The sequence below is a fragment of the Halodurantibacterium daqingense genome, assembly GCF_042666235.1.
GTDB lineage: Bacteria > Pseudomonadota > Alphaproteobacteria > Rhodobacterales > Rhodobacteraceae > Halodurantibacterium > Halodurantibacterium daqingensis.
In genome coordinates this window covers 18,996-43,947 of sequence record NZ_JBHTFQ010000006.1, presented here as the reverse complement: position 1 = coordinate 43,947, position 24,952 = coordinate 18,996, and the positions used below count along the sequence as shown (strand labels likewise).

Annotated in this window: 22 protein-coding genes and 1 pseudogene; 12 read left to right on the top strand and 11 right to left on the bottom strand. The window is 67.1% G+C overall.

Annotation, left to right across the window (positions count from 1 at the left end; all coding sequences use genetic code 11):
* Position 1: 1 nt before the first annotated feature.
* The 3 genes from pstC to ACFQXB_RS11835 form a co-directional block, all read right to left on the bottom strand.
* Positions 2-1,369 (bottom strand): phosphate ABC transporter permease subunit PstC, encoded by a 1,368-nt coding sequence (pstC, locus tag ACFQXB_RS11845; protein ID WP_377403782.1) that lies wholly within the window; start codon positions 1,367-1,369, stop codon positions 2-4.
* A 60-nt stretch (positions 1,370-1,429) separates the two neighbouring features.
* Positions 1,430-2,464, bottom strand: coding sequence for a substrate-binding domain-containing protein (locus ACFQXB_RS11840; RefSeq protein ID WP_377403780.1), 1,035 nt, complete (start codon positions 2,462-2,464; stop codon positions 1,430-1,432).
* Between the two features lie 194 nt (positions 2,465-2,658).
* Entirely contained in the window at positions 2,659-3,690 is a 1,032-nt protein-coding gene (locus tag ACFQXB_RS11835) for an ATP-binding protein (RefSeq protein WP_377403777.1), read from the bottom strand.
* 242 nt (positions 3,691-3,932) lie between these two features.
* Between ACFQXB_RS11835 and ACFQXB_RS11830 the strand changes: the two genes are divergently transcribed.
* A complete protein-coding gene (locus tag ACFQXB_RS11830; RefSeq protein ID WP_377403774.1) occupies positions 3,933-4,259 on the top strand; it encodes a hypothetical protein in 327 nt (108 codons plus the stop codon).
* A 550-nt stretch (positions 4,260-4,809) separates the two neighbouring features.
* Here the strand turns inward: ACFQXB_RS11830 and ACFQXB_RS11825 are convergent.
* The 4 genes and pseudogenes from ACFQXB_RS11825 to ACFQXB_RS11810 all read right to left on the bottom strand — a co-directional run bounded on the left by ACFQXB_RS11825 (position 4,810) and on the right by ACFQXB_RS11810 (position 8,061).
* The gene (locus tag ACFQXB_RS11825) at positions 4,810-5,985 is read right to left on the bottom strand and encodes a trans-sulfuration enzyme family protein (RefSeq protein WP_377403771.1); all 1,176 of its coding nucleotides are present in this window, start codon (positions 5,983-5,985) and stop codon (positions 4,810-4,812) included.
* A gap of 20 nt (positions 5,986-6,005) precedes the next feature.
* The gene (locus ACFQXB_RS11820) at positions 6,006-6,527 is read right to left on the bottom strand and encodes a gamma carbonic anhydrase family protein (RefSeq protein ID WP_377404575.1); all 522 of its coding nucleotides are present in this window, start codon (positions 6,525-6,527) and stop codon (positions 6,006-6,008) included.
* Entirely contained in the window at positions 6,527-7,165 is a 639-nt protein-coding gene (gene gmk, locus ACFQXB_RS11815; RefSeq protein WP_377403768.1) for a guanylate kinase, read from the bottom strand. Before gmk ends, ACFQXB_RS11820 begins: the two co-directional genes overlap by 1 nt.
* A 3-nt stretch (positions 7,166-7,168) precedes the next feature.
* A pseudogene (locus ACFQXB_RS11810) lies at positions 7,169-8,061 on the bottom strand (YicC/YloC family endoribonuclease).
* A gap of 144 nt (positions 8,062-8,205) precedes the next feature.
* Here ACFQXB_RS11810 and ACFQXB_RS11805 point away from each other — a divergent pair.
* A complete protein-coding gene (locus ACFQXB_RS11805; protein WP_377403765.1) occupies positions 8,206-8,883 on the top strand; it encodes a PAS domain-containing protein in 678 nt (225 codons plus the stop codon).
* 288 nt (positions 8,884-9,171) lie between these two features.
* On the opposite strand, the gene ACFQXB_RS11800 is transcribed toward ACFQXB_RS11805, so the two are convergent.
* Positions 9,172-10,545: a class II 3-deoxy-7-phosphoheptulonate synthase gene (locus ACFQXB_RS11800; RefSeq protein ID WP_377403763.1), complete on the bottom strand. Its 1,374-nt coding sequence runs from the start codon at positions 10,543-10,545 to the stop codon at positions 9,172-9,174.
* Between the two features lie 142 nt (positions 10,546-10,687).
* On the opposite strand from ACFQXB_RS11800, the gene ACFQXB_RS11795 reads away from it, so the two are divergent.
* Positions 10,688-11,692, top strand: a complete 1,005-nt coding sequence (locus ACFQXB_RS11795; RefSeq protein ID WP_377403760.1) for a GlxA family transcriptional regulator — start codon at positions 10,688-10,690, stop codon at positions 11,690-11,692.
* Positions 11,693-11,892: 200 nt separating this feature from the next.
* Here the strand turns inward: ACFQXB_RS11795 and ACFQXB_RS11790 are convergent, their stop codons facing one another.
* A complete protein-coding gene (locus ACFQXB_RS11790) occupies positions 11,893-13,014 on the bottom strand; it encodes a PQQ-dependent sugar dehydrogenase (protein WP_377403757.1) in 1,122 nt (373 codons plus the stop codon).
* A gap of 325 nt (positions 13,015-13,339) precedes the next feature.
* Between ACFQXB_RS11790 and ACFQXB_RS11785 the strand changes: the two genes are divergently transcribed.
* From ACFQXB_RS11785 to ACFQXB_RS11760, 6 genes are all read left to right on the top strand, one after another.
* Positions 13,340-14,527 carry an ABC transporter substrate-binding protein gene (locus ACFQXB_RS11785; RefSeq protein ID WP_377403754.1) on the top strand — a complete coding sequence of 396 codons (1,188 nt, stop codon included), beginning with the start codon at positions 13,340-13,342 and terminating at the stop codon, positions 14,525-14,527.
* Between the two features lie 111 nt (positions 14,528-14,638).
* The gene (locus ACFQXB_RS11780) at positions 14,639-15,424 is read left to right on the top strand and encodes an ABC transporter ATP-binding protein (protein WP_377403751.1); all 786 of its coding nucleotides are present in this window, start codon (positions 14,639-14,641) and stop codon (positions 15,422-15,424) included.
* Positions 15,421-16,125 carry an ABC transporter ATP-binding protein gene (locus ACFQXB_RS11775; protein WP_377403748.1) on the top strand — a complete coding sequence of 235 codons (705 nt, stop codon included), beginning with the start codon at positions 15,421-15,423 and terminating at the stop codon, positions 16,123-16,125. The genes ACFQXB_RS11780 and ACFQXB_RS11775 overlap by 4 nt, the downstream gene beginning before the upstream one ends.
* 4 nt (positions 16,126-16,129) lie before the next feature.
* On the top strand, positions 16,130-17,140 hold the full coding sequence (locus ACFQXB_RS11770) for a branched-chain amino acid ABC transporter permease (RefSeq protein WP_377403745.1): 1,011 nt from the start codon (positions 16,130-16,132) through the stop codon (positions 17,138-17,140).
* Positions 17,137-18,438 (top strand): branched-chain amino acid ABC transporter permease, encoded by a 1,302-nt coding sequence (locus ACFQXB_RS11765; protein ID WP_377403743.1) that lies wholly within the window; start codon positions 17,137-17,139, stop codon positions 18,436-18,438. The genes ACFQXB_RS11770 and ACFQXB_RS11765 overlap by 4 nt, the downstream gene beginning before the upstream one ends.
* A gap of 51 nt (positions 18,439-18,489) precedes the next feature.
* A complete protein-coding gene (locus ACFQXB_RS11760; protein ID WP_377403740.1) occupies positions 18,490-19,071 on the top strand; it encodes a nucleotidyltransferase family protein in 582 nt (193 codons plus the stop codon).
* On the opposite strand, the gene ACFQXB_RS11755 is transcribed toward ACFQXB_RS11760, so the two are convergent.
* Positions 19,068-19,502 carry a hypothetical protein gene (locus tag ACFQXB_RS11755; RefSeq protein WP_377403737.1) on the bottom strand — a complete coding sequence of 145 codons (435 nt, stop codon included), beginning with the start codon at positions 19,500-19,502 and terminating at the stop codon, positions 19,068-19,070. The two genes, ACFQXB_RS11760 and ACFQXB_RS11755, sit on opposite strands and share 4 nt — an antisense overlap.
* Before the next feature lie 533 nt (positions 19,503-20,035).
* On the bottom strand, positions 20,036-21,706 hold the full coding sequence (locus tag ACFQXB_RS11750; protein ID WP_377403734.1) for a Hint domain-containing protein: 1,671 nt from the start codon (positions 21,704-21,706) through the stop codon (positions 20,036-20,038).
* A gap of 444 nt (positions 21,707-22,150) precedes the next feature.
* Here ACFQXB_RS11750 and ACFQXB_RS11745 point away from each other — a divergent pair, with 444 nt between their 5' ends.
* From ACFQXB_RS11745 to ACFQXB_RS11735, 3 genes are all read left to right on the top strand, one after another.
* Complete coding sequence (locus ACFQXB_RS11745) at positions 22,151-22,462, top strand: tryptophan synthase subunit beta (RefSeq protein WP_377403731.1); 312 nt, start codon at positions 22,151-22,153, stop codon at positions 22,460-22,462.
* A gap of 20 nt (positions 22,463-22,482) precedes the next feature.
* Positions 22,483-23,400: a calcium/sodium antiporter gene (locus tag ACFQXB_RS11740; RefSeq protein WP_377403728.1), complete on the top strand. Its 918-nt coding sequence runs from the start codon at positions 22,483-22,485 to the stop codon at positions 23,398-23,400.
* A 133-nt stretch (positions 23,401-23,533) separates the two neighbouring features.
* Positions 23,534-24,184 (top strand): hypothetical protein, encoded by a 651-nt coding sequence (locus tag ACFQXB_RS11735; protein ID WP_377403725.1) that lies wholly within the window; start codon positions 23,534-23,536, stop codon positions 24,182-24,184.
* Positions 24,185-24,952 lie beyond the last annotated feature (768 nt).

Here is a 24,952-nt window from a genome sequence, read left to right as displayed (position 1 = left end):
CTCAGTCATAAAGTTCGCGGTATTTGCGCACGATGCGCAGCGCCGCCACGTTGATGCACAGCGTCACGATGAACAGCATGAAGCCAAGGGCAAAGGCCGCAAGCGTCTTGGGGCTGTCGAACGAGGTGTCGCCGATCAGAAGCGTCACGATCTGAACGGTGATCGTGGTCACGCTGTCCAGCGGGTTGATCGTCATGCGGGCCATGAGGCCCGCGGCCATCACCACGATCATCGTTTCGCCGATGGCGCGGCTGACGGCCAGAAGCACGCCGCCGACAATGCCGGGAATGGCTGCGGGAAAGAGCACGTTCAGCACCGTTTCCGCCCGCGTCGCGCCCAGTGCCAGCGCGCCGTCGCGCAGGCTGCGCGGCACGGCCGAAAGCGCGTCATCCGCGAAGGAGGAAATGAACGGGATCAGCATGATGCCCATGACGCTCCCGGCCGCCAGTGCCGTGTTGGGCGCGATGGGCAGGCCCAGCTGGGCGCCGAGGCTGCGGATCGCGGGCGCGACCACCAGAATGGCGAAGAAGCCGTAAACGACCGTGGGAACCCCGGCCAGGATCTCGAGCACCGGCTTGGCGATCTTGCGAAACCGGCGCGAGGCGAATTCATTCAGATAGATGGCCGACATCAGCCCGATGGGAACGGCGATGAACAATGCGACAAAGGTGATGACCAGCGTTCCCAGCAGCACCGGGATCCAGCCAAAGGCCCCTTCGGCGGCGATCTGGTCGGCACGGATCGGGATCTGCGGCTCCCACCGGGTGCCGAACAGGAACTCGGTCACGGGAACCATCTGGAAAAAGCGCCAGGTCTCGAACACCAGCGCAAGGATGATGCCGATCGTGGTGAAGACCGCGACGACCGAGCAGAAGATCATCAGGCCCAGCACGATCCGCTCGACCCCCTGCCGCGCGCGGAAATCGGCCGAAACGCTGCGCCGCGACAGGACCAGGAGCGCAAGCGCCAGTGCGGTGACCACGACGAACATCAGGTTCGTGGCCTGGGCGCGCAGGGTCGTCATGCGTTCGGCCGCCTCGATCTTCCAGGGCTCGGGCGTGCCGAACACCCTGCCCCCGGCCAGCGACCGGATCTCGGACAGGATCAGCGCCGGGTTGGTGCCGGCAAGCGCACCCTCGGGGAGGCCCGCCATCACGAGGCGGTCCACCACCCCGTTCTGCAACGCGATCCACAGCACCAGCAGGATGAAACACGGAACCAGGACCAGGAGAAAGGCATAGCCGCCGTGGAAGCCGCCCAGCGAATGAAGGCGCTGGCCGCCGTCACGGATGTGCCGCGCGGCCCGCAGGTTCAGCGCATAGCCGAACAGCGCCGCCGCGAACAGAAGAAGAAAGGCGAAATAGGTCATCGAGGGTCCGTGGAAAAAATGCGCCGCCCGGCACGGAACCGGACGGCGCGATGGGGTGGATTATTCCGGCTGGAACGATGCGCCCGACAGGACCGCGTCCTGAAGCGCTGCGCGATCCTCGTCGCTCAGGGCGACAAGGCCGCGCTCGGACAGATAGCCGCCAGCGGCCAGGGCTTCGTCCGACATGTATTCCTCGACGAATTCCTGCAGGTTCGGGATCACGCCGCGGTGCGCATTCTTGACGTAGAAATAGAGCGGGCGTGCGATCGGGTAGGAAAAGTCCGCGATCGTGTCGAGGTCGGGTTCGACACCGCCGATGTTGACGCCCTTCAGCGTGTCGAGGTTTTCATACAGGAACGAATAGCCGAAGATGCCCATGGCATTCGGATCGGCCTGCAGGCGCTGCACGATCAGGTTGTCGTTCTCGCCCGCCTCGACGAAGGGGCCGTCGGTCCGCATGCGCGAGCAGTTCTCGTTGATCCAGGCGCTGTCGAAACCGCCCTGCTCCACGTAGTCCAGCGTCTTGCAGCCGGCGTGCATCGCCAGTTCCACAAAGGCGTCGCGGGTGCCCGAGGTGGGCGGCGGGCCCATCACGAGGATCTCGGTCGCCGGCAGGTTCTCGTTGATTTCCGACCACTGGCGATAGGGGTTCGCGACCCATTCGCCATCCACAGGTACTTCGGCGGCCAGGGCAAGGAAGATTTCTTCCAGCGTCAGATCCCAGGCAAAGTCATTGGCATTGGACACGGCCAGCGACAGGCCGTCATAGCCGATCATCGCTTCCGAGATATCGGTCACGCCGTTCTGCTGGCACAGTTCGAACTCGGAGGCCTTCATCGCGCGCGAAGCGCCGGTGATGTCGGGATGCTGTTCGCCGATCCCGGCACAGAAGATCTGCATGCCGCCGCCCGTGCCGGTCGATTCCACGATCGGCGACGGCGCGCCGGTCTGGTTCGAGAATTCCTCGGCAACAGCCTGGGTATAGGGGAAAACGGTCGATGAACCGACGATGCGGATCTGGTCGCGGGCGGCAGCGGCGGTGGCCGAGGCCGCAGCGATCGTCAGGGCCGATACGGTCAGTTTAAGCATGGACATGGAAAGCTCCTGGTTGGTTCCGCGGCCGCCCGGCAGGCGACCTCGGCGCCGGTCTAGCGTTCTTCTGCGGCGCTTATGTGACGCCTTTGTAACGCTTTCATGACAAGCGGTGGCCTCGCTGCAAAAAACTGCCACAAAGCGATCTGCCAGTGAGATGTGCTGTGACTTGAACGCCGACATCCTGTTGGAAACGATCACCTTTCCGGCAGGCTGATGCTGAACCGGCTGCCCACCCCACGTTCGCTTTCGATCCGGAAGCGGCCGCGGTGGCGGTTGACGATATGCTTGACGATCGCCAGCCCGAGCCCGGTTCCACCCTTCTCGCGCGACCGGTGGTCATCGATTCGGTAGAATCGTTCGGTCAGGCGTGGAATGTGAATCGGATCGATGCCGTCGCCCCGGTCGATCACATCGATGCGCACCGCCGGCCCGCGCAGCGAAACGTCGCGCGCCTCGCGGGTGATGGCGATCGTGACCTTCTCGCCCGGGGCGCCGTATTTCAGCGCATTCTCGATCAGATTGTGCATGACCTGCGTGATCTGGTCGGGATCGGCCAGGATCTCGATCGGCGTGTCCTCGCCCCGGAACTCGAGCGTCGCCCCCTGATCGGCGGCAATCGGGCGCAGCGCGGCGATGGCGGCCTTCACGAGGGCCGTGACATCGACCGTCTCGGTCGGGCGGACGCGCTCGGCGGCCTCGACGCGGCTCAGCGACAGCAGGTCGGCCACCAGCCGGTTCATCCGCATCGCCTCACGCTCCATGATGTCCAGAAACCGGGCACGTGCGGCCGCATCGTCGCGTGCCGCGCCCTTGAGCGTTTCGATGAAGCCGATCAACGCCGTCAACGGCGTGCGCAGTTCATGGCTGACATTGGCCACGAAGTCGCGCCGCATCTGGCCGGCGGTTTCCATGTCGGTGATATCCTCGAAGACCACCAGCACGCCGCCCCCTTCCAGGGGCGAGGCCTGAACGCGGTAGGTGGTTTCGCGGGACGGGCCCACCACGACATACCGCGCCGTCGAGGGCTGCCGGTGGCGAAAGGTGCCTTCGATACAGTCCAGAAGCGCGGGCTGGCGCAACACGATGACATGATGGCGATCGACGATGGCGCTGCCGAACAAGGCTTCGGCACCGGCATTGGCCGACACGATCCGCGCATCCTCTCCGATCAGCAGCACCGGCAGGGGAATGCCCGCCAGAATCGCGCGCACAAGGCCTGAATTCATCGCCGCCTCCATTCGTGGTGCGGCAGTGTTGCCACATCTTCACGTTGCATGAATATTCTTTCCGGGGGGATTTATGCGGCCGCTTTCTGTGCTACCGCAGATTCGTATCAGTGAGTTCGTTCGTTTTTTCGTTTCTCCGATTGAACTGAAGAAGCCGTAGCGATGACCGCCTTGCAAAGAATTTGCACAAGACTGATGCCGTGACCATAGCTTTTGCCCCTTCATCTGCGCCGGAAACAGCCTTGGCCGGGCGCGTCCTTGCAATCGAGTGCAGCAACGCGATCGTGGCGATCATGCAGGTGGCGCGGGATGCCGCCGTCGTGGCATGCCATTTCCGGATGCTGGACGAACGGCTTCTGGATCGTGTCCAGCCCGACCTGGTTCTTGCGCCGCTGATGAGCTGCACCTTCGACGCCTCCGATCTGGCGCGGCGTCTGGCGCAGCTTCGCTTCCGGGGCGCGTTGGTCATCGCCGCCCCGCACCTGCCCCGCCCCGAATTGGTCGAGGCAGAGTTGCGCCGGCTGTGCCGCGGCTTCACCATGACACTCATGTCCCCCGCGAGGATCTAGTGCCGCCCTCCTGGCGAGGGGCGACGGCCCGTTTCGCAGGGTCTGACCTGCAATCCGGCAGGCGCCGGATCGTCCGGCGGCGCCCGCGGCGTGCCGGTGGCACCGGCGCATTCGCTGTCAGCAACCGGCCGGGCCGGAGAGAGCCGGACTTCCATCCCCGGCAGGGCGACAAGCCTTTGAAGGCACGGCCCCGGATGCCGCTTATGCTCCGCACGAAGGCGCCGCCGCCCTCCGGATCACGGCTGCGGCACCTGCTGGCGCCGCAGCGCTTGCGCGGCCCGGGACGGCAAGACCCCGCGCACCGGTTCGTCCACACCGGCTGATGCAGGCCTCTGCCGCGCTCGTCCCTGCGTCAGCGCTCGGGACGAAGGCGTGACCGTCCGGGCCGCGCTGACGGTGCCGGGCCGGAATGTCGCGCCAATTCGGGCAGGAGGCGGTTCCCGGCGGGCAGTCACCAGCACTGCCCGATAGCCGACCATGCCGCCGCGATCGGCCCGATTGGCGGCCGCGCCGCCGCGGGATGTGCCGCCACGGCAGGATCGGCTGGCGGCTAGGCCCGCGCGGCGGCTGCGACGGCTTCGGTAAACTCGGCCATCAGGATCTCGATCTCCTCGACTCCGACCGAGACCCGGAAAAACCCCTCGCTGATGCCAAGTGCCGCACGCGCTTCGGGCGTAAGCGCCCGGTGCGACGAGGATGGCGGATGCGAAAGGGTGGTGCCGATGTCGCCCAGCGTCGGCGCGAAGGCGATGTTCGGTGCGGCCCGCGTCAGCGCATTGGCCGCCGCCCTGCCGCCCTCAAGCTCGAACGACAGCATGTTGCCGCCCCGCCGCCCCAGCAGCGCCAGCGCGCGGTTGTGATCGGGGTGATCGGCGCGGGTGGGGTAGATCACCCGGCGGATGCCCGGAAGCGTCGCCAGATGGTCGGCCAGACGGGCGGCGTTTTCCTCGGCCCGGTCATAGCGGAGGTTGAAGGAATAAAGCCCCCGCTCGGCCAGCCAGCAGTCGAACGGGCTGGGCGTGAGCCCGAAGGTCGTGGCCGCGTCATAGACCGGCCGGCGCAGCGCCGGATCGCGCAGCGCCACATAGCCAAGCGTCACATCCGAATGGCCGGCCAGCAGCTTGGTGACCGAATGAATGACGATATCGGCGCCGTGGTCAAAGGGGCGATAGCCGCGCGGCGTGGTGAAGGTATTGTCCACGACCAGAAGCACGCCGCGGTCCTGCGCCAGCCGGGCGATGCCTTCCATATCGGCCACCCGCAGTGTCGGGTTCGAGACGACCTCGACCAGGATCATGCGGGTTTCCGGGCGCAGCGCGGCCGCCATGGCCGCCACATCCGTCGGGTCGGCAAGGCTGGTGGTGATGCCCATGCGCGGCAGGTCCTGCGCCAGCATGCGCAACGACCGTCCGTAAAGCTGATCGCCGCCAAGCACATGATCTCCGGCCTTCAGAAGCCCCAGCATCACCGCCGTCACCGCCGCCATGCCCGAACCGACGATAATGCCGCCCTCGGCCCCTTCCAGCGCGTCGATCTTCTGCGCCAGCACGGTGGCATTGGGATGGCCTTCGCGGGCATAGGTGAAGCCCGGGGTGCGGCCTTCATACTGGGCGTCCAGCGCATCGGGCGTGTCCGAGGCATAGACCACCGAGGGTTGCAGCGGTGTCACCACGGCACGGCTGGAGCTTTCGGGCCAGGGCGTGCGGCGCACGGGCGTATGGGTCATCCGGGGTCCTGTCGTTGAGGTCAAAGCGCGCGCAGCCCGTCGCGGAAGCGGCGCATGTTGGCGCAGTAGTTCTCGGCGCTGAGCCGCAGCCGGTCAATGGCCGCGTCGTCAAGCGGGCGCACCACCTTTCCGGGGGTTCCCATGACCAGGCTGCCATCGGGGATTTCCTTGCCCTCGGTGATCAGCGCGCCGGCGCCGATCAGGCAGTTGCGCCCGATCTTCGCCCCGTTCAGCACCGTGGCGCCCATGCCGATCAGGCTCTGGTCGCCGATGGTGCAGCCATGCAGCATCGCCTTGTGGCCGATGGTGCAGTTTGCACCCAGTGTCAGCGGAAATCCCCAGTCGGTGTGCAGCACCGCGTTTTCCTGAATATTTGTTCCGGCGCCGACATGGATCACCTCGTTGTCGCCGCGCAGCACCGCGCCGAACCAGACCGAGACACCCTCTTCCAGCACCACCTTGCCGATGACATGCGCGCCGGGGGCGACCCAGTAATCCCCGGTCGCGGGAAGATGCGGTACATGGCCTTCGAATTCGTACATCATGGGCGGTCCTCGAATTCCCGGTTGAGGCCGCGAACGAAATCGGTCAGCCCCGGCTGGCGATCGCGGCGCATCCGCTCAGCCATGATGATCGTGCGCAGATCCGCCTCGGCCCTGTCAAGATCGCGGTTCACGAGGACATAGTCATACTCGGCCCAGTGGCTGATTTCGTCCCGGCTCTTGGCCATGCGGGTTGCGATCACCTCATCGCTGTCCTGGGCGCGTTCGCGCAGGCGGCGGTCAAGCTCGGCGATGCTGGGCGGCAGCACGAAGATCGACACCACATCCTTGCCAAGCGAGGAATTTCGCACCTGCTGCCCGCCCTGCCAGTCGATGTCGAAAAGCGTGTCGCGGCCGTCCTGCATGGCCTGCTCCACCGGTCCCTTGGGCGAACCGTAGAAATTGCCGAACACCTCGGCATGTTCCAGCATCTCGCCGTCCTCGACCATCTGCAGGAAGGTCTCGCGGCTGCGGAAATAGTATTCGCGCCCGTCCACCTCGCCGGGGCGCGGGGCGCGGGTCGTGGCAGACACCGAAAAGCGCAGGCTGGGATCCCAGGTCATCAGCCGCCGTGCAAGCGTCGATTTGCCCGCCCCCGACGGAGAGGATAGGATGATCAGAAGCCCGCGCCGCGTCATGGCTCACTCCACATTCTGGACCTGTTCGCGCATCTGATCGATGACCGCCTTGAGGTCAAGGCCCAGCCGCGTCAGCCCGACCGACTGGGCCTTGGCGCACAGGGTATTGGCCTCGCGGTTGAATTCCTGCATCAGGAAGTCGAGCTTGCGCCCGACCGGCCCTGCCGCCGCCAGCAATGTGCGCGCGGCCGTCACATGGGCGCGCAGGCGGTCGATCTCCTCGGTCACATCGGATTTCACGGCCAGAAGCGCCAGTTCCTGGGCCACCCGGTCAGGATCGGCGCCCGGCGCAGCCTCCATCACCCGCGCAAGAGCGTCGCGCAGGGTTGCTTGCGCCTGGGGGCGTCGCGCTTCCGCTTCGACCGCAGCCTGATCCACCAGTGCGGCGACGGCGTCGATCTGACGGCCCAGCGTTTCCGCCAGCGCCTGCCCTTCGGTCGCGCGCATCGCGTTGAACGCGGCCAGCAGCGCCGGAACATCAGCCAGCAGCGCGGCCAGCAGCGGCGCGCTGTCGGCATCGCTGTCGGCCCCGCTGTCGAGCAGGCCACGCAGTCCAAGGATCTCGCTGCTGCGCGCCGGCGCCAGCGTCAGGCCCCGGTCGGCCGCGGCGCGTTCGATCTGCCAGAGCGCGGCAAGCGTCGCCTCCAGCGCCACCGGATCAAGCCGTGGCGCCGTGGAGCCAGCCACCCGCGACAGGCGCAGCGACAGCGAGACGTTGCCCCGCGCCACGGCACGCGCGATCATCGGGCGCAGCGCCGGTTCCAACCCTTCGATCCCGTCGGGCAGGCGCAGCCTCAGATCCAGCCCCTTGCCGTTCACGCCGCGCAGATCCAGACCCATTCCGCCCCGGCCCCCTGACCGCGCAGCGTCGCGAAGCCCGTCATCGAGTTTACCATTTAGTTAAATTCCTTCGGACTTCATGCAGGGTCGGTGCTATTAATACTTTGGTAAGTATTTCTTGTGTAAGGTTAACAGAGGGTAGCCTTGCCGGCAACGCGCAGCGGCATCTGCGCAGGACAGCCGGCGGCTATGGTCGTGCAATGGATATGATGACAGAGGGTCGTGGCGCCGAGGTGCTGCCCTTCATCCGGGAAAGAACGTCGATGCGTCACGGCATCATCGAGGAAGTCCGCGCCTACTGGGAGGCGCTGCGGCAGGATGGCCAGATCCCGCTGCGCACGCAGGTCGATCCCCGCGGAATCGAGAACGCGCTGGAACATGCCTTCGTGCTGGAGCGTATCGCGCCCGGGCTGGCGCGGTTGCGGGTTGCGGGGATGCATCTGAACGACATCATGGGCATGGAGGTGCGCGGCATGCCGCTGTCCTCGCTGTTCCTGCCGGAGGCACGCGACATGCTGGGGCGCCTGCTCGAGGGCGTCTTCATCACGCCGCATGTGGCCGAGCTTGGCCTGCGCGCCCCCGGTGGGATCGGGCGGCCGGCGATGGGCGGCGCGCTGCTGTTGTTGCCGCTGCGCGACGCGCGGGGCGAGATCAGCCGCGCCCTGGGCTGCCTGGTTCTGGAGGGGGAGCTTGGCCGCCCGCCGCGGCGCCTCACGGTAACCGAGGCCCGCACCATCCCCTTGGCCAAGCCGGAGGATACAGCGCCGAGCGGAGTGGCTCCGGCTGCCGCTCCGGCCGGCTTTGCCGAACCTGCCCCCGGCTTCCACCACGCGCCGCGCCCCTATCTGCGGCTGGTCAAAAGCGACACGCCCGCCTGACCTTCGCCCGCCTGACAGTTTCCGGCCTGACATTTGCCGGCTCAAGCCCGCTGGCGCGCCCGGCCCTCGTCTGCCCTCCGGCGAGGCAGATTGCAGGCGGCGCCGCTGCGTCCTGCGCGGACGGCGCCTGGGCAGATCGCCGGTTGCGCGCTCAGGAGGCGACGCGGCGGCCAGACGCGGTATCTCCAAGCCCGGCGGCGGCGCACTGCGGTCCCGGCCCCTGGGCGCCATGACGACGGCCCGCGCCACCAGGGGCGGGGCCGTCCGGTTACCGCTTCACCGGCGAGATCAGATCACCGCGCGCCGCGCCGCGCCGTTGCGCCCCGCCGAAAGCTCTTCCGCGACCAGGAAGGCAAGTTCAAGCGCCTGGCTGGCGTTCAGGCGCGGATCGCAGGCGGTGTGATAGCGGCTGGACAGATCCTCGTCCGTCACGGCACGCACGCCTCCGGTGCATTCGGTCACGTCCTTGCCGGTCATCTCGAAATGAACGCCGCCGGGGATGGTGCCTTCGGCCTTGTGCACCGCGAAGAACTCGCGCACCTCGCGCAGCACGCTTTCGAACGGGCGGGTCTTGAAGCCCGAGGCCGACTTGATCGTGTTGCCATGCATCGGGTCGCAGGTCCAGACCACCTTGGCGCCCATTTCCTGCACGGCGCGGATCAGGCGCGGCAGGTGGTCGCCGACGGCCCCTGCCCCGAAGCGCGCGATCAGCGTCAGGCGTCCGGGCTCGTTCTCGGGGTTGAGCTTCTCGACGAGGATCCGCAGGTCGTCGGTCGAGAGGCTCGGCCCGCATTTGAGGCCGATCGGGTTCTGCACGCCCCGACAGAACTCTACATGCGCGCCGTCGGGCTGGCGCGTCCGGTCGCCGATCCAGAGCATGTGCCCCGATCCGGCCACCGGCAGTCCGGTGGTGCTGTCGATCCGGCACAGCGCCTCTTCGTATTCCAGCAGAAGGGCCTCGTGGCTGGTGTAGAAATCGACGGTCGCAAGTTCATGCGCCGTATCGGCGGTGACGCCGGCGGCGTTCATGAAGTCCAGCGCATCGGCGATCCGGTTCGACAGGTCGCGGTAGCGTTCCGCCTTTTCGCCCTCGGTGAAGCCCAGCGTCCAGCTGTGCACCCGGTGGATATCGGCGAAACCGCCGGTGGAGAAGGCGCGCAGCAGGTTGAGGCTGGCCGCCGCCTGCGTATAGGCCTGCAGCATCCGCTGCGGATCGGGGATCCGGGCCTCGGGGGTGAAGTCGAAGCCGTTGATGATGTCGCCCCGGTAGCTGGGCAGTTCGACGCCGCCCACCATCTCGGTCGGGGCCGAGCGCGGCTTGGCGAATTGCCCGGCCATGCGGCCCACCTTGACCACCGGAACCTTGGCGCCGAAGGTCAGCACCACCGCCATCTGCAACATCACCTTGAAGGTGTCGCGGATCGTGTCGGCCGTGAATTCCGAGAAGCTTTCCGCGCAATCGCCACCCTGAAGCAGAAAGGCGCGGCCTTCCGCCACCTCGCCCAGGGCGCGGCGCAGCTTGCGGGCCTCGCCGGCAAAGACCAGGGGCGGATATTTGGCAAGCTGCGCCTCGACGGCAGTCAGCGCGGCCTTATCCGTATAGTCGGGCATCTGGATGCGCGGTTTGCTGCGCCAGTCAGCCTTGTTCCAGCCCTTGGTCATGGTTCTACTCCGGTTAGCGATAGCAGCCTGCGGTATAACGCTACAAACCCGTCCTGCAAAGCCTCAATCCCCGATCTGCCCACTTGAAGGGCGCTGCGTTTTGCTGTTTCGCTGGCACGACACCGCAAGAACGGGCTCTGAGATGAACGACCTCCCGCGCAGGACCGACCGCGCCTCTTCCCTGCCGCAGGGCCGCCGGTTCATCTTTCTGCTGCTGGAGCGGTTCACCATGATGTCCTTCGCCGGCGCGATCGAGCCGCTGCGCATCGCCAACCGGGTGTCGGGGCACAGCCTGTATCGCTGGACGCTTGCCGGCGAGGGCGGCGCCTTTGCCCACTGTTCCAACGGCGCTGCCCTGAAGCTGGACATGGGGCTGGACGAGATCGAGCGCGACGACACGGTGCTGGTCTGCGGTGGCATCGATGTCCAGGCGGCGACGGGGCGCGCGGTGCTGAACTGGCTGCGCCGCGCGGCGCGGCGCGGGGTGACCATCGGCGGGCTGTGCACCGGCAGCTACGCGTTGGCCCGGGCCGGGCTGCTTGAGGGGCGCCGGGCCACGATCCACTGGGAAAACCGTGACAGCTTCATGGAAGAGTTCGAGAACGTCCGGCTCACGAAATCCGTCTATGTGATCGACGGCAACCGGCTGTCCGCGGCCGGGGGGGCATCATCCATCGATCTCATGCTCAAGCTGATCGCCGAGGATCATGGCGAGGATCTGGCGAATGGCGTCGCCGACCAGTTGATCTACAGCGCGATCCGCACCGATCAGGACGGTCAACGCCTGTCGATCCCCACGCGGATCGGCGTCCGGCACCCGAGACTCAGCCAGGTCATCCAGATCATGGAACGCCGGATCGAGGAGCCGATCTCCCCGTCGGTTCTGGCACAGGATGTCGGCCTCTCGACCCGCCAGCTGGAGCGGCTGTTCCGCCGCTATCTCAACCGCAGCCCGAAGCGCTATTACATGGAACTGCGGCTGCAGAAGGCCCGCAACCTTCTGATGCAGACGGACATGAGCGTGATCAACGTGGCGCTGGCCTGCGGCTTTGCAAGCCCGTCGCATTTCTCGAAATGCTACCGCGCGCAGTTTCAGACCACGCCCTATCGCGAACGTGGCGCACAGCTGTTGCGCCTGCCGGCCTAGCGGCGGGTGACGGCCACCTGATTGCGCGGGCGCGGACCGCAGTGGCCCCGGTTTAGCGCCACCTCCGCCGGGGCGGTCAGGCCAGTCTGCGCCGCGATGGCCGGGGCCGCGGTGCGGTCGCGGCTGTCAGGGCGCCGCACCCGCGCGGGCAAGGGGGTGGGCCCGGGCTTGTCGCTGCGTTCCGCGCCGCCACCCGCCGCTCATTCGGCCGGGGCCAGCCGCATCACCGCGCCTTCGCCGATCGACAGGAACCAGATCGAGCCATCCGGCGCCTCACGCACGTCGCGGATGCGGATGGTCTGATCGTTGCCAAGCTGCTCCTCGGACCAGTCGGCCGGATCGAGCCGCGCGATATGATCGCCCTGCAGCGTGCCGATGAAATGGTGCCCCTCCCATTCCGGCCACAGCGTTCCCGAATAGATCATGTGGCCCGAGGGTGCGGGCGACGGATCCCAGTAATGAACCGGCTGCTCCATGCCCTCGGCCTCGGTTCCGATCCCGATCGGGCTGCCATCGTAATTCACGCCATAGGCGATCACGGGCCAGCCATAGTTGAGCCCCGGTTCGACCCGGTTCACCTCGTCGCCGCCCCGCGCGCCATGCTCGGAGGCCCAGAGCTGGCCGTCGGCGTCGCGCGCCATGCCCTGGATGTTGCGATGGCCGTAGGACCAGATCTCGGGCTGCGCGTCGTCCTGGCCCTGAAAGGGATTGTCCTCGGGCACGGTGCCGTCGCGGTTGACGCGGATGATGGCGCCGTTGTGATTGCCCAGATCCTGCGCCGTCTCATCGACGCCCCGGTCCCCCAGCCCCAGGAACAAGGTGCCATCCGCGCCTTCGACGATGCGTGAACCGAAGTGCCGCCCCGTGGTGAAGCCCCCGTCGGCGGCCTCGAAGATCACCTCGACCTCGGAAAGCGCCGTCGCGCCGTCGTCCAGCCTGGCCCGCGCAAGGGCCGTGCCTGCGCCCTGATCCTGCGCACGGGCAAAGCTGAAGAAGATCTCGCGCGTGGTGGCGAAATCCTCGGGCACGAGGATGTCCAGCAGCCCGCCCTGCCCTTCGGCGTGAACCTCGGGCACGCCCGAAACCTCGGTGCGGTTGCCCTCGGCATCGAAATGCAGAAGCCGGCCGTCACGCTCGGTCACCAGAAAGGCGCCATCTGTCAGGAAGCCGATCGCCCAGGGTTCCTGCAGCGCGTCGGCCACGGTGGTCAGGGCAAGCGGACCGGCGCTTGCATCAAGCGTTCCGTCCTGCGCCAGCGCGGGGGCTGAAAACTGCGCCAGCGCAAGGCCGGTTCCAAGGACAACGGGCATGATCGGACGCATCGGTATCTCCTTCTGTTCGACCCTCGGCGCGGGCGGTGCGGCCGGAGGGCGCCGCCTTCGCAAGGGCATGGGCGCGCAGGCCGGGCTGCGCCGGGCTGGGGCGCCGCAACGCGGGGCCGCGGCGGGGTCCATGACAACCTAGTCGCGCCACAGGCGATGCCAAGCCTTGCAGCAGAAGCGACGCGGCTTTGTGCAGGATCGCCCGGCGGTTGAGATGCGCAATTTTCTGGCATGAAACAGCTTCTGGAAGTGCTTCCCTTTCGTTTGAAGCCGCTCTAACCTGCCCTGCAGGCGCTTTGCGCTTCGACCAACATGGGAGACAAGAATGAAAAAACTGCTTCTGACCAGCACCGCCGCGCTGACGCTGATGGCCGGTGCCGCAGCCGCGCAAGACATCAAGATCGGCATCATCCTCGGCTTCACCGGCCCGCTGGAATCGATCACCCCCGCGATGGCTGCCGGAGCGGAACTGGCGGTTGCCGAGGTGAATGCGGCGGGCACGCTGCTGGACGGCCAGACGGTCAGCACGGTCCGCGCCGATTCGACCTGCATCGACGCCTCGGCGGCCACCGCGGCAGCGGAACGGCTGGTGACTTCGGAAGGCGTTCAGGCGCTCATGGGGGCCGATTGCTCGGGTGTGACCACGGCCATCCTGCAGAACGTCGCGCGCCCGAACGGCATCGTGATGGTGTCGCCCTCGGCCACCTCGCCGGCGCTGTCCACCGCCGAGGATGACGGCCTGTTCTTCCGCACCGCCCCGTCGGACGCGCGCCAGGGCGTCGTGATGACCGAGATCCTGCGTGATCGCGGCATCAACACCGTGGCCGTGACCTATACCAACAACGACTACGGCAAGGGCCTTGCCGACAGCTTTGCCGCGGCCTTCACCGAAGCGGGCGGCACCGTGACGATCAACGCCGCCCACGAGGACGGCAAGGCCGACTATTCGGCCGAAGTGGGCGCGCTGGCCTCGGCCGGGGGCGAGGTGCTGGTGGTGGCCGGCTATGTCGATCAGGGCGGCCGCGGCATCATCCAGGCGGCGCTTGATACCGGCGCCTTCGACACCTTCGTGCTGCCCGACGGCATGGTGGGCGAGGCGCTTGTGGCCAATATCGGCGACGGGCTGAACGGATCCTTCGGTCAGTATCCCGGCACCGACAGCGAAGGCGCCTCGATCTTTGCCGAAATGGCGGCAGAGGCGGGCTTTGACGGCACCTCGGCCTTCGCGGCCGAAAGCTATGACGCCGCCGCGCTGATCCTGCTGGCGATGCAGGCCTCGGGTTCGACCGATCCGGCCGTCTTCAAGGATCACATCATGTCGGTCGCCAACGGCCCCGGCGAAGAGATCATGCCGGGCGATCTTGCCCGCGCGATCGAGATCCTGAAGGAAGGCGGCGAGGTCGATTATGTCGGCGCGACAGCCGTTGACCTGATCGGCCCCGGTGAAAGCGCAGGCAATTACCGCGAAATCGAGATCCGCGACGGCGTGATCGAGACGGTCGGCTTCCGTTGACCCTGCGTCACGTTTGACAAGGCCAGGCAGCCCGGCGAAAGGCCGGGCTGTTTCAATAATCAAGGCCAGGCTGCGCCCCGGCGCAAGACTATGGCAACAGGGAGATCAGCAATGATCGTCGTGGAGAACCTCCACAAGCACTTCGGGGGCTTCCATGCCGTCGATGGCGCTTCGCTGGAGATCAGGAAAGGCTCGATCACCGGGCTGATCGGACCGAACGGCGCGGGCAAGACCACGCTGTTCAATGTCATCGCGGGGCGGCTTCCGGCCACTTCGGGGCGCGTGCTGATGGATGGCGAGGATATCACCGGCCTTCCGCCGCATGCGCTGTTTCACAAGGGGCTGCTGCGCACCTTCCAGATCGCGCATGAATTCAGCTCGATGACCGTGCGGGAAAACCTGATGATGGTGCCGGCCGGGCAACTGGGCGAAACGTTGTGGAACACCTGGTTCCGCCGCCGCGCCATCGCCGAAGAGGAACGCGCGCTGCGCCGCAAGGCGGACGAGGTGCTGGAGTTCCTCACCATCAGCCATCTGGCGGAGGAACGCGCCTCGAACATCTCGGGCGGGCAGAAGAAACTGCTGGAGCTGGGGCGGACCATGATGGTCGATGCCAAGATCGTCTTTCTGGATGAAGTCGGCGCGGGCGTGAACCGCACGCTTCTGAACACGATCGGGGATGCCATCGTGCGGCTGAACCGCGAACGCGGCTATACCTTCTGCGTGATCGAGCATGACATGGACTTCATCGGCCGCCTCTGCGACCCGGTCATCTGCATGGCCGAGGGCAAGGTGCTGGCCGAGGGCACGGTCGAAGAGGTCAAGAACGACGAACGGGTGATCGAGGCCTATCTGGGCACCGGGCTCAAGAACAAGGTCGTGGGGGGCACGGCATGAGCTTTCTCATCGGCGAGAACATGACGGGCGGCTATGGCCCGGTCGATATCCTGCACGGCTGCACGCTTGCCGTCGAAAAGGGCCAGATTGCGGTGATCGTGGGGCCGAACGGCGCCGGCAAGTCCACCGCGATGAAGGCCGTCTTCGGAATGCTGAAGCTGCGCGGGGGCGCGGTGCGGCTGGATGGCGAGGATATCACCGCGCTGTCGCCGCAGGACCGCGTTGCCAAGGGCATGGCCTTCGTGCCGCAGACGCAGAACATCTTCACCTCGATGACGGTCGAGGAGAACCTTGAAATGGGCGCCTTCCTGCGCCGCGACGACATCCGTCCGACGATGGAGCAGGTCTATGACCTCTTCCCGATCCTGCGGGAAAAGCGCCGGCAGCCGGCGGGCGAGCTTTCGGGCGGCCAGCGGCAGCAGGTCGCCGTGGGCCGGGCCCTGATGACCCAGCCCAAGGTCCTGATGCTGGACGAACCCACCGCCGGTGTCAGCCCGATCGTGATGGATGAGCTGTTCGACCGGATCATCGAGGTGGCGCGCACCGGCATCTCGATCCTCATGGTGGAACAGAACGCCCGGCAGGCGCTGGAGATCGCCGACATGGGCTATGTGCTTGTGCAGGGCGCAAACCGATATACCGACACCGGCGCGGCGCTTCTGGCCGACCCCGAGGTCCGCAGAACCTTCCTGGGGGGCTGAAGCGATGGATCTTCTCAATGCACTGGTCGTGTTGACCAACTTCGTCATCGTGCCGGCCACGGCCTATGGGGCGCAGCTCGCGCTGGGGGCGCTGGGGGTCACGCTGATCTTCGGCATCCTGCGCTTTTCCAACTTCGCCCATGGCGACACGATGGCCTTCGGCACCATGATCGCCATCCTCGTCACCTGGGGGTTGCAGGCGCTCGGCGTCTCGCTCGGGCCGCTGCCGACGGCGCTTCTGGCGCTGCCGGTGGCGATTGCGGTCACGGCGCTGCTGCTTCTGAGCACCGACCGTATCGTCTATCGCTTCTACCGCAAGGTGCGGGCGGCGCCGGTGATCCTGGTCATGGTATCGCTGGGGGTGATGTTCGTGATGAACGCGCTGGTGCGCTTTGGCATCGGGGTGAACGAATACCGCTTTGACGATGGCGCACGCTTCGTGATCGACGCCCGGGGCTTTCGTGAAATGACGGGCCTCGCCGAGGGGCTGGCGATCCGCACCACGCAGGTCATCACGGTGATCGCGGCGGTCATCATCGTGGCGGCGCTGTTCTGGTTCCTGAAGAATACCCGCACCGGCAAGTCGATGCGGGCCTTTTCCGACAACGAGGATCTGGCGCTGCTTTCGGGCATCAACCCCGAACGGGTGGTGGCGGTGACCTGGGTCATCACGGCGGCGCTGGCGACAACGGCGGGGGTGCTTTACGGGCTTGATAAAAGCTTCAAGGCCTTCACCTATTTCCAGCTTCTGTTGCCGATCTTCGCCTCGGCGATCGTGGGCGGGCTGGGCAATCCGCTGGGGGCGATCGCGGGCGGGTTCATCATCGCCTATTCCGAGATCACGGTGACCTATGCCTTCAAGCGGTTTCTGACCTATATCCTGCCCGATACCCTCGCACCCGAGGGGCTGGTGCAGCTTCTTTCCACCGACTACAAATTCGCCGTCAGCTTCACGATCCTCATCATCGTGCTTCTGTTCAAGCCGACGGGCCTGTTCAAGGGGCAACAGTCATGAGCGTGAACCTGAGAAACCTCGGGCTGTTTGCCCTTGTGGCGCTGCTGTTCCTGCTGACCGGCATCACCCAGAGCTGGAACGTCACCCTGACGATCTTCAACATGGGCCTCATCTCGGCGATCCTTGCGCTGGGGGTCAACATGCAATGGGGCTTTGCGGGGCTGTTCAACATCGGGATCATGGGCTTCGTGGCGCTGGGCGGCCTGGCGGCGGTGCTGATCTCGATGCCGCCGGTGCACGAGGCCTGGGCGGCCGGCGGCCTTCAGGTGATCCTGGGGCTTGTGCTGGGGGCCATGACCATCGCGGCAGCGGTGCTGTTCTGGAAACGGATGCCGCAGGGCCGGATGCGCGGACTGGGGATCGTGGTGATCCTGGTGGGTGGCTTCTTCCTGTTCCGTGCGGTCTTCGATCCCGGCGTCAGCGCGATCGAGGCGGTGAACCCGGCCGCGACCGGCTATCTGGGCGGGCTGGGCCTGCCGATCCTGCTGTCCTGGCCGGCGGGCGGGTTGCTGGCAGCGGGCGTGGCCTGGCTGATCGGCAAGACGGCGCTGGGCCTGCGCTCGGACTACCTTGCCATCGCGACGCTTGGCATCGCCGAGATCATCATCGCCATGCTGAAGAACGAGGACTGGCTGAGCCGCGGCGTGAAGAACGTCGTGGGCCTGCCCCGCCCCGTTCCCTTCGAGGTGGATCTGCAGCGCAGCGAGGGCTTTGTGACGCGGGTCACGGGCTGGGGCCTTGATCCGGTCGCGGCCTCGGGGATCGCGGTCAAGCTGGCCTATGCGGGCCTGTTCATCGTGGTGCTTCTGGTGCTGGTCTGGCTGGCTGAAATGGCGCTGCGGTCCCCCTGGGGCCGGATGATGCGTGCCATCCGCGACAACGAGGTGGCGGCGGCCGCCATGGGCAAGGATGTGACGCGGCGGCATCTGCAGATCTTCATCCTGGGCTGCGCGGTCTGCGGCATCGCCGGCGCGATGATGACCACGCTGGACGGGCAGTTGACCCCCGGCACCTATCAGCCGCTGCGCTTCACCTTCCTCATCTGGGTGATGGTGATTGTCGGCGGATCGGGCAACAACTGGGGCGCGGTTCTGGGCGGTTTCCTGATCTGGTGGCTTTGGGTCATGGTCGAACCGATCGGCCTCTGGCTGATCGGGGCGGTGACGGCGGGCATGGCCGACGGGGCGCTGCGGACGCATCTGCTGGATTCGGCGGCGCATATGCGGCTGCTGACGATGGGGGTGGTGCTGCTTCTGGTGCTGCGCTTCAGCCCCAGGGGGCTGATCCCCGAGAAATGAGATCAGAGGGCGCCCCCGGGCGCCCTTTGCCATTATGATCGGAGGGCGGCGATGACAGTCGCGATCCTCATTCCGGCGGCTGGCGCCTCGCGGCGGATGCGGGGCCGCGACAAGCTGCTGGAGCCGGTGGCGGGCGTCCCCCTGCTGGCGCGGCAGGCAGCCGTGGCCCGCGCGACGGGCGCCGAGGTTCTTGTGACATTGCCCCCCGGCGATCCTGCGCGGCGCCGGGCGCTTTCAGCCGATCAGCCGGTTCTGACGGTGGCCGACGCAGGCACGGGGCTGGCCGCATCGCTGCGCGCCGGCGTGGCCGCGCTGGCCTGGGCCGAGGCGGTGATGATCCTGCTGGCCGACCTGCCCGAGATCGGAACCGACGATCTGCTGGCGCTGATCGCGGCCTGGCGCGCAACACCCGGGCAGATCCTTCGTGCCAGCGCGGGAACGGTGCCGGGGCATCCGGTGATCTTTCCGCGCGCCCTGTTCGGCCAGTTCGCCGATCTGTCCGGGGATCGTGGCGCCCGGCCGATCCTGCAGGCCCATGCCGACAGCGTGCGCTTGTTTCCCCTGCCGGGCCGGCGCGCGATCACCGACCTCGATACGCCCGAGGACTGGGCCGCCTGGCGCGCCGGGCGCTAGTCCAGCACGCCCGCCTGTTTCTGTTCGCGGGCATAGGCCCACAGCCCGGCCGAGACGGCCACCGCCGCGATGAACAGCGCCATGTGCCCCCGCCCCGCCACGGCCGGAAGGCCCGGCGGAAGAACGAACAGGCCGAGCATCAGCCCCAGAAGGCCCAGAAATCCGATGGCCAGCGCCAGCGCCGCCCCGGCCACGCGTCCGACCATCAGCAGCGCCCCCAGAAGCCCGGCCCAGACTGCAAGGGCCCAGACCAACTCGGCCCACAGCGGCAATTCGTCCAGAAAGCCGGAAAAATCGGGAGGGAAGCGCCCGATCCAGGCAGGATGCTCGATCCGCCACAGCACGTAGCCTGTCGCCAGACACCCCTGCCAGAGCACGGTCAGGAACAGCATCGGCCAGAAATGCCACGGTGTTTCCACGTGTTCCGTCATCAAGTCCCCTTTTCGCTGGCCCGCAGCCTGCCCGCAGCCCGCGCCGCTGTCCAGTGCCAAAGCGGCGGCTGCGCCGCCCGCTTGCACGCCGTCACCCGCCCCCCTCGGGTGGCCGCGTGGCTGCGGGTGACCGAAATCCGGGCAATGTCCGATGGCGGACCCCCCTTGGCGCGCCATTCCGGGGGGGATCTGTCTCGGGCAGCCCGGATTTGCACCCTCAGTCCTGGCGAGAGGGAGGGCAACGCGCAAAGGCCGCAGCCTGAGTCGTCGGGTCGCCGTCGCGGATCGCCTCGCGCGGAAGCGGTCGTCACGCCGGTGGCGATCCTGCCTGACGGAACCGCCGGGCCGATGCGGGAAGGCCGCAGCGGCCTTGTGCCAGCGGAGCACGCGATCTCCGGGGCCGTTCAGCCCTGCGCTGCGTCACGCCTGCATCCCTGCGGCGCCGCCGATGTTCGACGCCTGGCATGGGCGGATCACGCTGCCCCCAGGATCCGCCCCGGCCCGGGGCCGCGCCTGCCCTGCTGCCTCCGGGGTCAGGCCACGGCGCGAGGGCCGACGTCCGGCAGCCGTGTCTGCGCCGAGCGTTTCAGGAGTGCGCCATCGCCGACACGGCGAAGCTCCATCGTGGCAGCCGCATGGCGCGACAGGCGCCGACGTGTGTCGAAAGAAAACGCACAATCGCCAAGTCCCGCCGCGGCAAGATCGCGCCGGGCCCTGCAGGCGACCAGGATCCCGAGACATTCGCCATCAAGCCACAGCTCCAGCGCGACCGGATGCCCGGGGTGATCGGTATCGCGCGCACAGCCCTCGATCAGCCCCGAGGGGCCGATCAGATCAAGATGGCCGTCCAAAGGTCCCGGCTGCGCGGGCGGCACGGGGGCCAGTACCGCGCCGTCGCCGGGTCTGCGCAGGATCAGACGACGCAGCTCTGCAACGGTCAGCGGCTGCGCGCCCTCGAAGACGAATCGCTGCCGCATCCGGTCCCGGCGCCCGGGCTGCGGCAGGCAGGCCAGTGTCTCTCCGATCACCCTGTCATCCAGAACCACCTCGAGCGCGACGGGCTGGCCGGGAAAGCCGGCCTCGGCCGCCCAGCCCTCGGCCCGGCAGGGCGCGGCGACCGCTTCGACGCAGCCGGAAAGCGCCCCCGCCTCGGCCGGCCCGCGCAGTGCAAGCGCCCGCGCCGCAACGCCGGAAACAGCCGCGCGAAAGGCAGCGCCGTCATCCGGACGGGGCAGGCAAAGCTGTGGATGCAGCGGCGCGATATGGCGCGGAAAGCGCCGGCGGAAGGAATTCACGTTGTCGAAGCCGTTGCGCAGATTGGCGCAATCGGCAAAGCTTTCCGACCAGGCTCCGTCGGCCAGAACGAGGTCGTGCAAGCCCAGATCGATCTGGAAATACTCCCACCGCTCGCGCGGCGCTTCGCGCGTCACGGTGATGCCGTTGACCAGATCGGCGGCAAGCACCAGCATTTCACCCACCAGCATCGCATGACCCGGTGTGACCCGCAGCGTCCGGCGCGGCATGCCCTCGGCAATGGCGCCGGGGGCAAAGCGGATCGGCTCGCGGCCAAAGGCGCGCGGGCCGGTGAAAAGCTGATGGCCGATCCAGCGCACCTCGCGCAGGCCACCAAAGCGGCACAGGACCCGGTCGCCTTCGTGAAGCTGTTCGATCGGCACCTCGCCACGATCCGTCATGATCAAGGTGCCGCGCAGGTAGCAGACGGCCTCGAGCGCCGCGAAGGTAAGCGCGCCGCCGCCCGGCCCCGGATAGGTCAGATCCGTGGCCGTCAGGGCAAAGCTGCGGCTGATATCGAGGATCAGGAAGCCGCCGCCGCCGATCTCGAAGACCACGTGGTTCATCCCGCCGCCCAGGCCGGCCACCAGGTCCGGCTTGGGGTTGAGCTGGCGGTAGAGGTAACTGCCCTCGGCCCAGCCCTCTTCGCCGGCCGAGGGGTTGCGATCGGGGTCGAGCGCGGGTTCGTATTTCTGAATCGCCCAGAACTGACCATTCCGGAACGTCTCGTCCCGGGTGTTGAGATTCTGGACCCAGACCAGGCGAAACACGTCATCCGCAGTGCCGATCGCGGCGGCCCCTCTGATGTTCATTGCGAAATGCGCATCGCCCGGGTTCCCGTTGTTCGTGGGCTGGCCGCGGAACTGCGCGACATGATTTCCGGTGAAGATGATCGGTCCTGTATAGGGCATGGTAAAGCTCCTGACGCCGGAGGCACCGCTGATCAGGCATAGTCGCGGCGCGAGGTTCGGCAGAAATCAACCTGGACAATTCCTTGATAGACGATTTTCCCTATTGCCCGATTATTAATATCCCGTGCCGGGCGCCCGTGGCGGCCGATGGCAAGGGTTTCCGCAGCGCGACAGATCGCCGCCCTGACAAGGGCGCGCGTGAAATTTCCCCGGCCCGCGGGATTGAACGCAGCTTCAGCCTCCCTAACTGCTTGGGGCGGGACGGGCCCCTCTGGCAGCATGGTGTTGCGATGTCGGACCGCAGCGCCTGGCAGAAGCAGGTCTGGACGACCTGACCAAGCCTTGCGCGATCCTTGTCGGACATCATCATGCCCCTGGCTGTCGCCCTTTCGCAGACCTCTTTCCCCCCGGATCCTCCGCCCGCCCTGCAGGGGGGGCGCGGCCGTGACTGATCGTCAGAAACGGCGGCTGGACCGCCAGTTCAGCGCGCTCGGCAACCGGTCGCCGGCGCTGCGCGGCCTGATCGCCGCGATCCAGGGGCGGCCGGGCGTGGTGCTGCGCGTGCCTTTGGCGCTGCTGTTGATCCTTGGCGGCTTTCTCGCGATCCTGCCGGTTTTCGGCCTGTGGATGATCCCGCTGGGATTGCTGGTGCTCGCGATCGACCTGCCCCTGCTGCGCCCCTCGGTGTCGGCGGCGATCATCCGCCTGCGCCGGAAATGGTCGCTCTGGCGGCGCAAGGAACACAAAAACGACTGACTTATTCTCAGGAGACGGGATTGGACTGGCTTTTGCTTCTTGTCGGATTGACGGGTTTGTTCCTGGGCGGTGAAGCGCTTGTGCGCGGCGCGGTCGCATTTGCGCGACGTCTGGCCATTCCGCCGCTGCTGATCGGTCTCACAGTGGTGGGATTTGGCACCTCGACACCCGAGCTGCTCGTTTCGGTCGATGCGGCGCTGCGCGGCGCCCCCGATATCGCCCTTGGCAATGTCATCGGCTCGAACATCGGCAACATCCTGCTGATCGTCGGGCTGACGGCCCTGGTCTGGCCGATCCGGGCGGCCGGAGGCACGCTGGCGCGGGATGCGACGGTGATGATGATCGCCGCGGTGGCGCTGGTTCCGCTGTTCTGGATGGGAGAGGTCGGGCGCCCGGCAGGTGCGGCGCTGGTGCTCGGCCTCGTCATCTATCTGGTCCTGGCCTACCGCCAGGCGAGGAACACGGCGCATGACGAGGATCTGGCACCGGCGCAGCCGCTGTGGCAGTCGGCCCTCTGGCTGGGCGCAGGGCTTCTTGCGCTGATGCTGGGGGCGCGGTTCCTGATTGATGGTGCGGTCAGCATTGCCAGGACACTGGGCCTTTCGGAAGCCTTCATTGGCCTGACGATCGTGGCCGTCGGCACCTCGCTGCCCGAGCTTGCCACCTCGTTGGTCGCCGCGCTTCGACGCCAGTCGGCCATCGCCATCGGCAACATCGTCGGATCGAACATCTTCAACGTGCTGGGGATCCTCGGGGCCACGGCGCTCATCGCGCCGATCCCGGTCGGGGCGCGGTTCCTGACGCTTGACCTGCCGGTAATGATCGCGGCTTCGGCGCTCCTGATGGCCCTGCTTCTGGCGCGGCCGCAGATCGGCCGGGGCACCGGGGCGGCGTTGCTTCTGGCCTATGCCGCCTATGTCTTTGTGGCACAGGGATAGCGCGCCGGTCCCCCGCCGTCTCGGATAAGCCACATCCACAAGATATATTTCCCGCTCCGGCCGATTTCGAGGGCAACTGCGGAAAACCTTACTATACCCTAAGGAGACGTCGAACAACCGGAAGGAGATCCGCATGAAAACCCACCTCTATGCGTTCGCCCTGTCTTGTGGCCTTGCCACGACCGCACAGGCACAGATGGCACCGGAATTCGCAGTGGGTGCGGGTTTCAGCACGCTTGGCGCGACGGTCGAGTTCAGCAGCCGGTTGACCGAACAGTTCGGGCTTCGCGTGCCGGTCGGATACGGGTCGTTCTCACGCGGTGAAACCGTGGACGGAACGCCGCTGGACGGCGATCTGCGGCTTGGCGGGGTTGCGCTGCTGGGCGATTACTATCCCGGTTTCGGGCCGATGCGGGTATCGGCCGGCCTGTTCCTGTCGAACTACCGCGCCACGGGCGATGCAAGCGGCACGATCACCGTTCAGGGCAATGTCTATAGCGGCGCCGTTCATGCCGATGTGCGTCCCGAGCGCGACATCAGCCCCATGCTGGCCCTCGGGTTCGAAACGGGCCGCGGTGGCCCGGGATGGAGCCTGTCCGGAGATGCCGGCGCGATCTTCGTCGGCGGGTTCCGCACCCGTGTCAGCGGCTGGCAGAACGGCGGCCCGGCCTTCCAGCCGGCCTTCGAGGAGGATCTCGCCGGCCTGCGCCAGAGCATCGAGGACGATGTTTCGGACTGGAACGTCCTGCCCTATCTCAAGCTCGCGGTGACCTACCGGTTCTAGGATCGGGCGGGGCGCATGGCCCCGCCCCTCTCCCGCCTCCACCGGACGCTGCTGTGCCGCACCCCCGGCCCGGTCAGCCTCGTGCGCGGCTTGCCGGACCGCCACTCGAACCCGGCGCGCCAGAAAGCCGCCCTCATCCCCCGACGGCCCCTCCGCCGGTTCTTCGGGATCATTCGCAGCACAGGGCTGTCGTGGGTCGGGTCGTGCAGATGGCGGCCACTTGCGTGCGAAGCATTGGTGGCCGGAAGGCCGAAAAACGGCGTCGGCACGGTCGAGACGTCCGGCGCGCTGCTGTCACGGGCCGACACGAAGGCGCCGCGTCGAGGACCCGATCCCGGGCCGCGGGCGCCCCATCAGGCGCCCGGCGTCACCAGACCAAGATACCGCTTCGCGTCGACGGCGCGGTCGAAAATCGCTGCGGGCCATGTCTTGCTTCGACGGACATGCTGCCGATCGCTGAGGATCTCCGGGCACCTTCGTCCGGTTCGCGCCAGAGATCCTCCGGATGGGAAAGCAGATCGGCAGGTCACCCGGCGAAAGGGGTGTCATCCGGCGCGGGACGGGCGGCCCGAACAGAGCCCCGGCGCCGCCGTAGGGAAAGCGTGGCGTCAGCACCCGTCTGTACCGGTCGCCGCTGACCCGAAGGCAGTGCACAGGGCACTGACGCGGGCTCAGGAAACGCTTCGCCGGGATGTCTGAATAAGCGGGCGATCAGGCAAGGGCCGCACGTGAAACCGAGCCTCCCCGCGCCGCCAGACAACGTGCAAG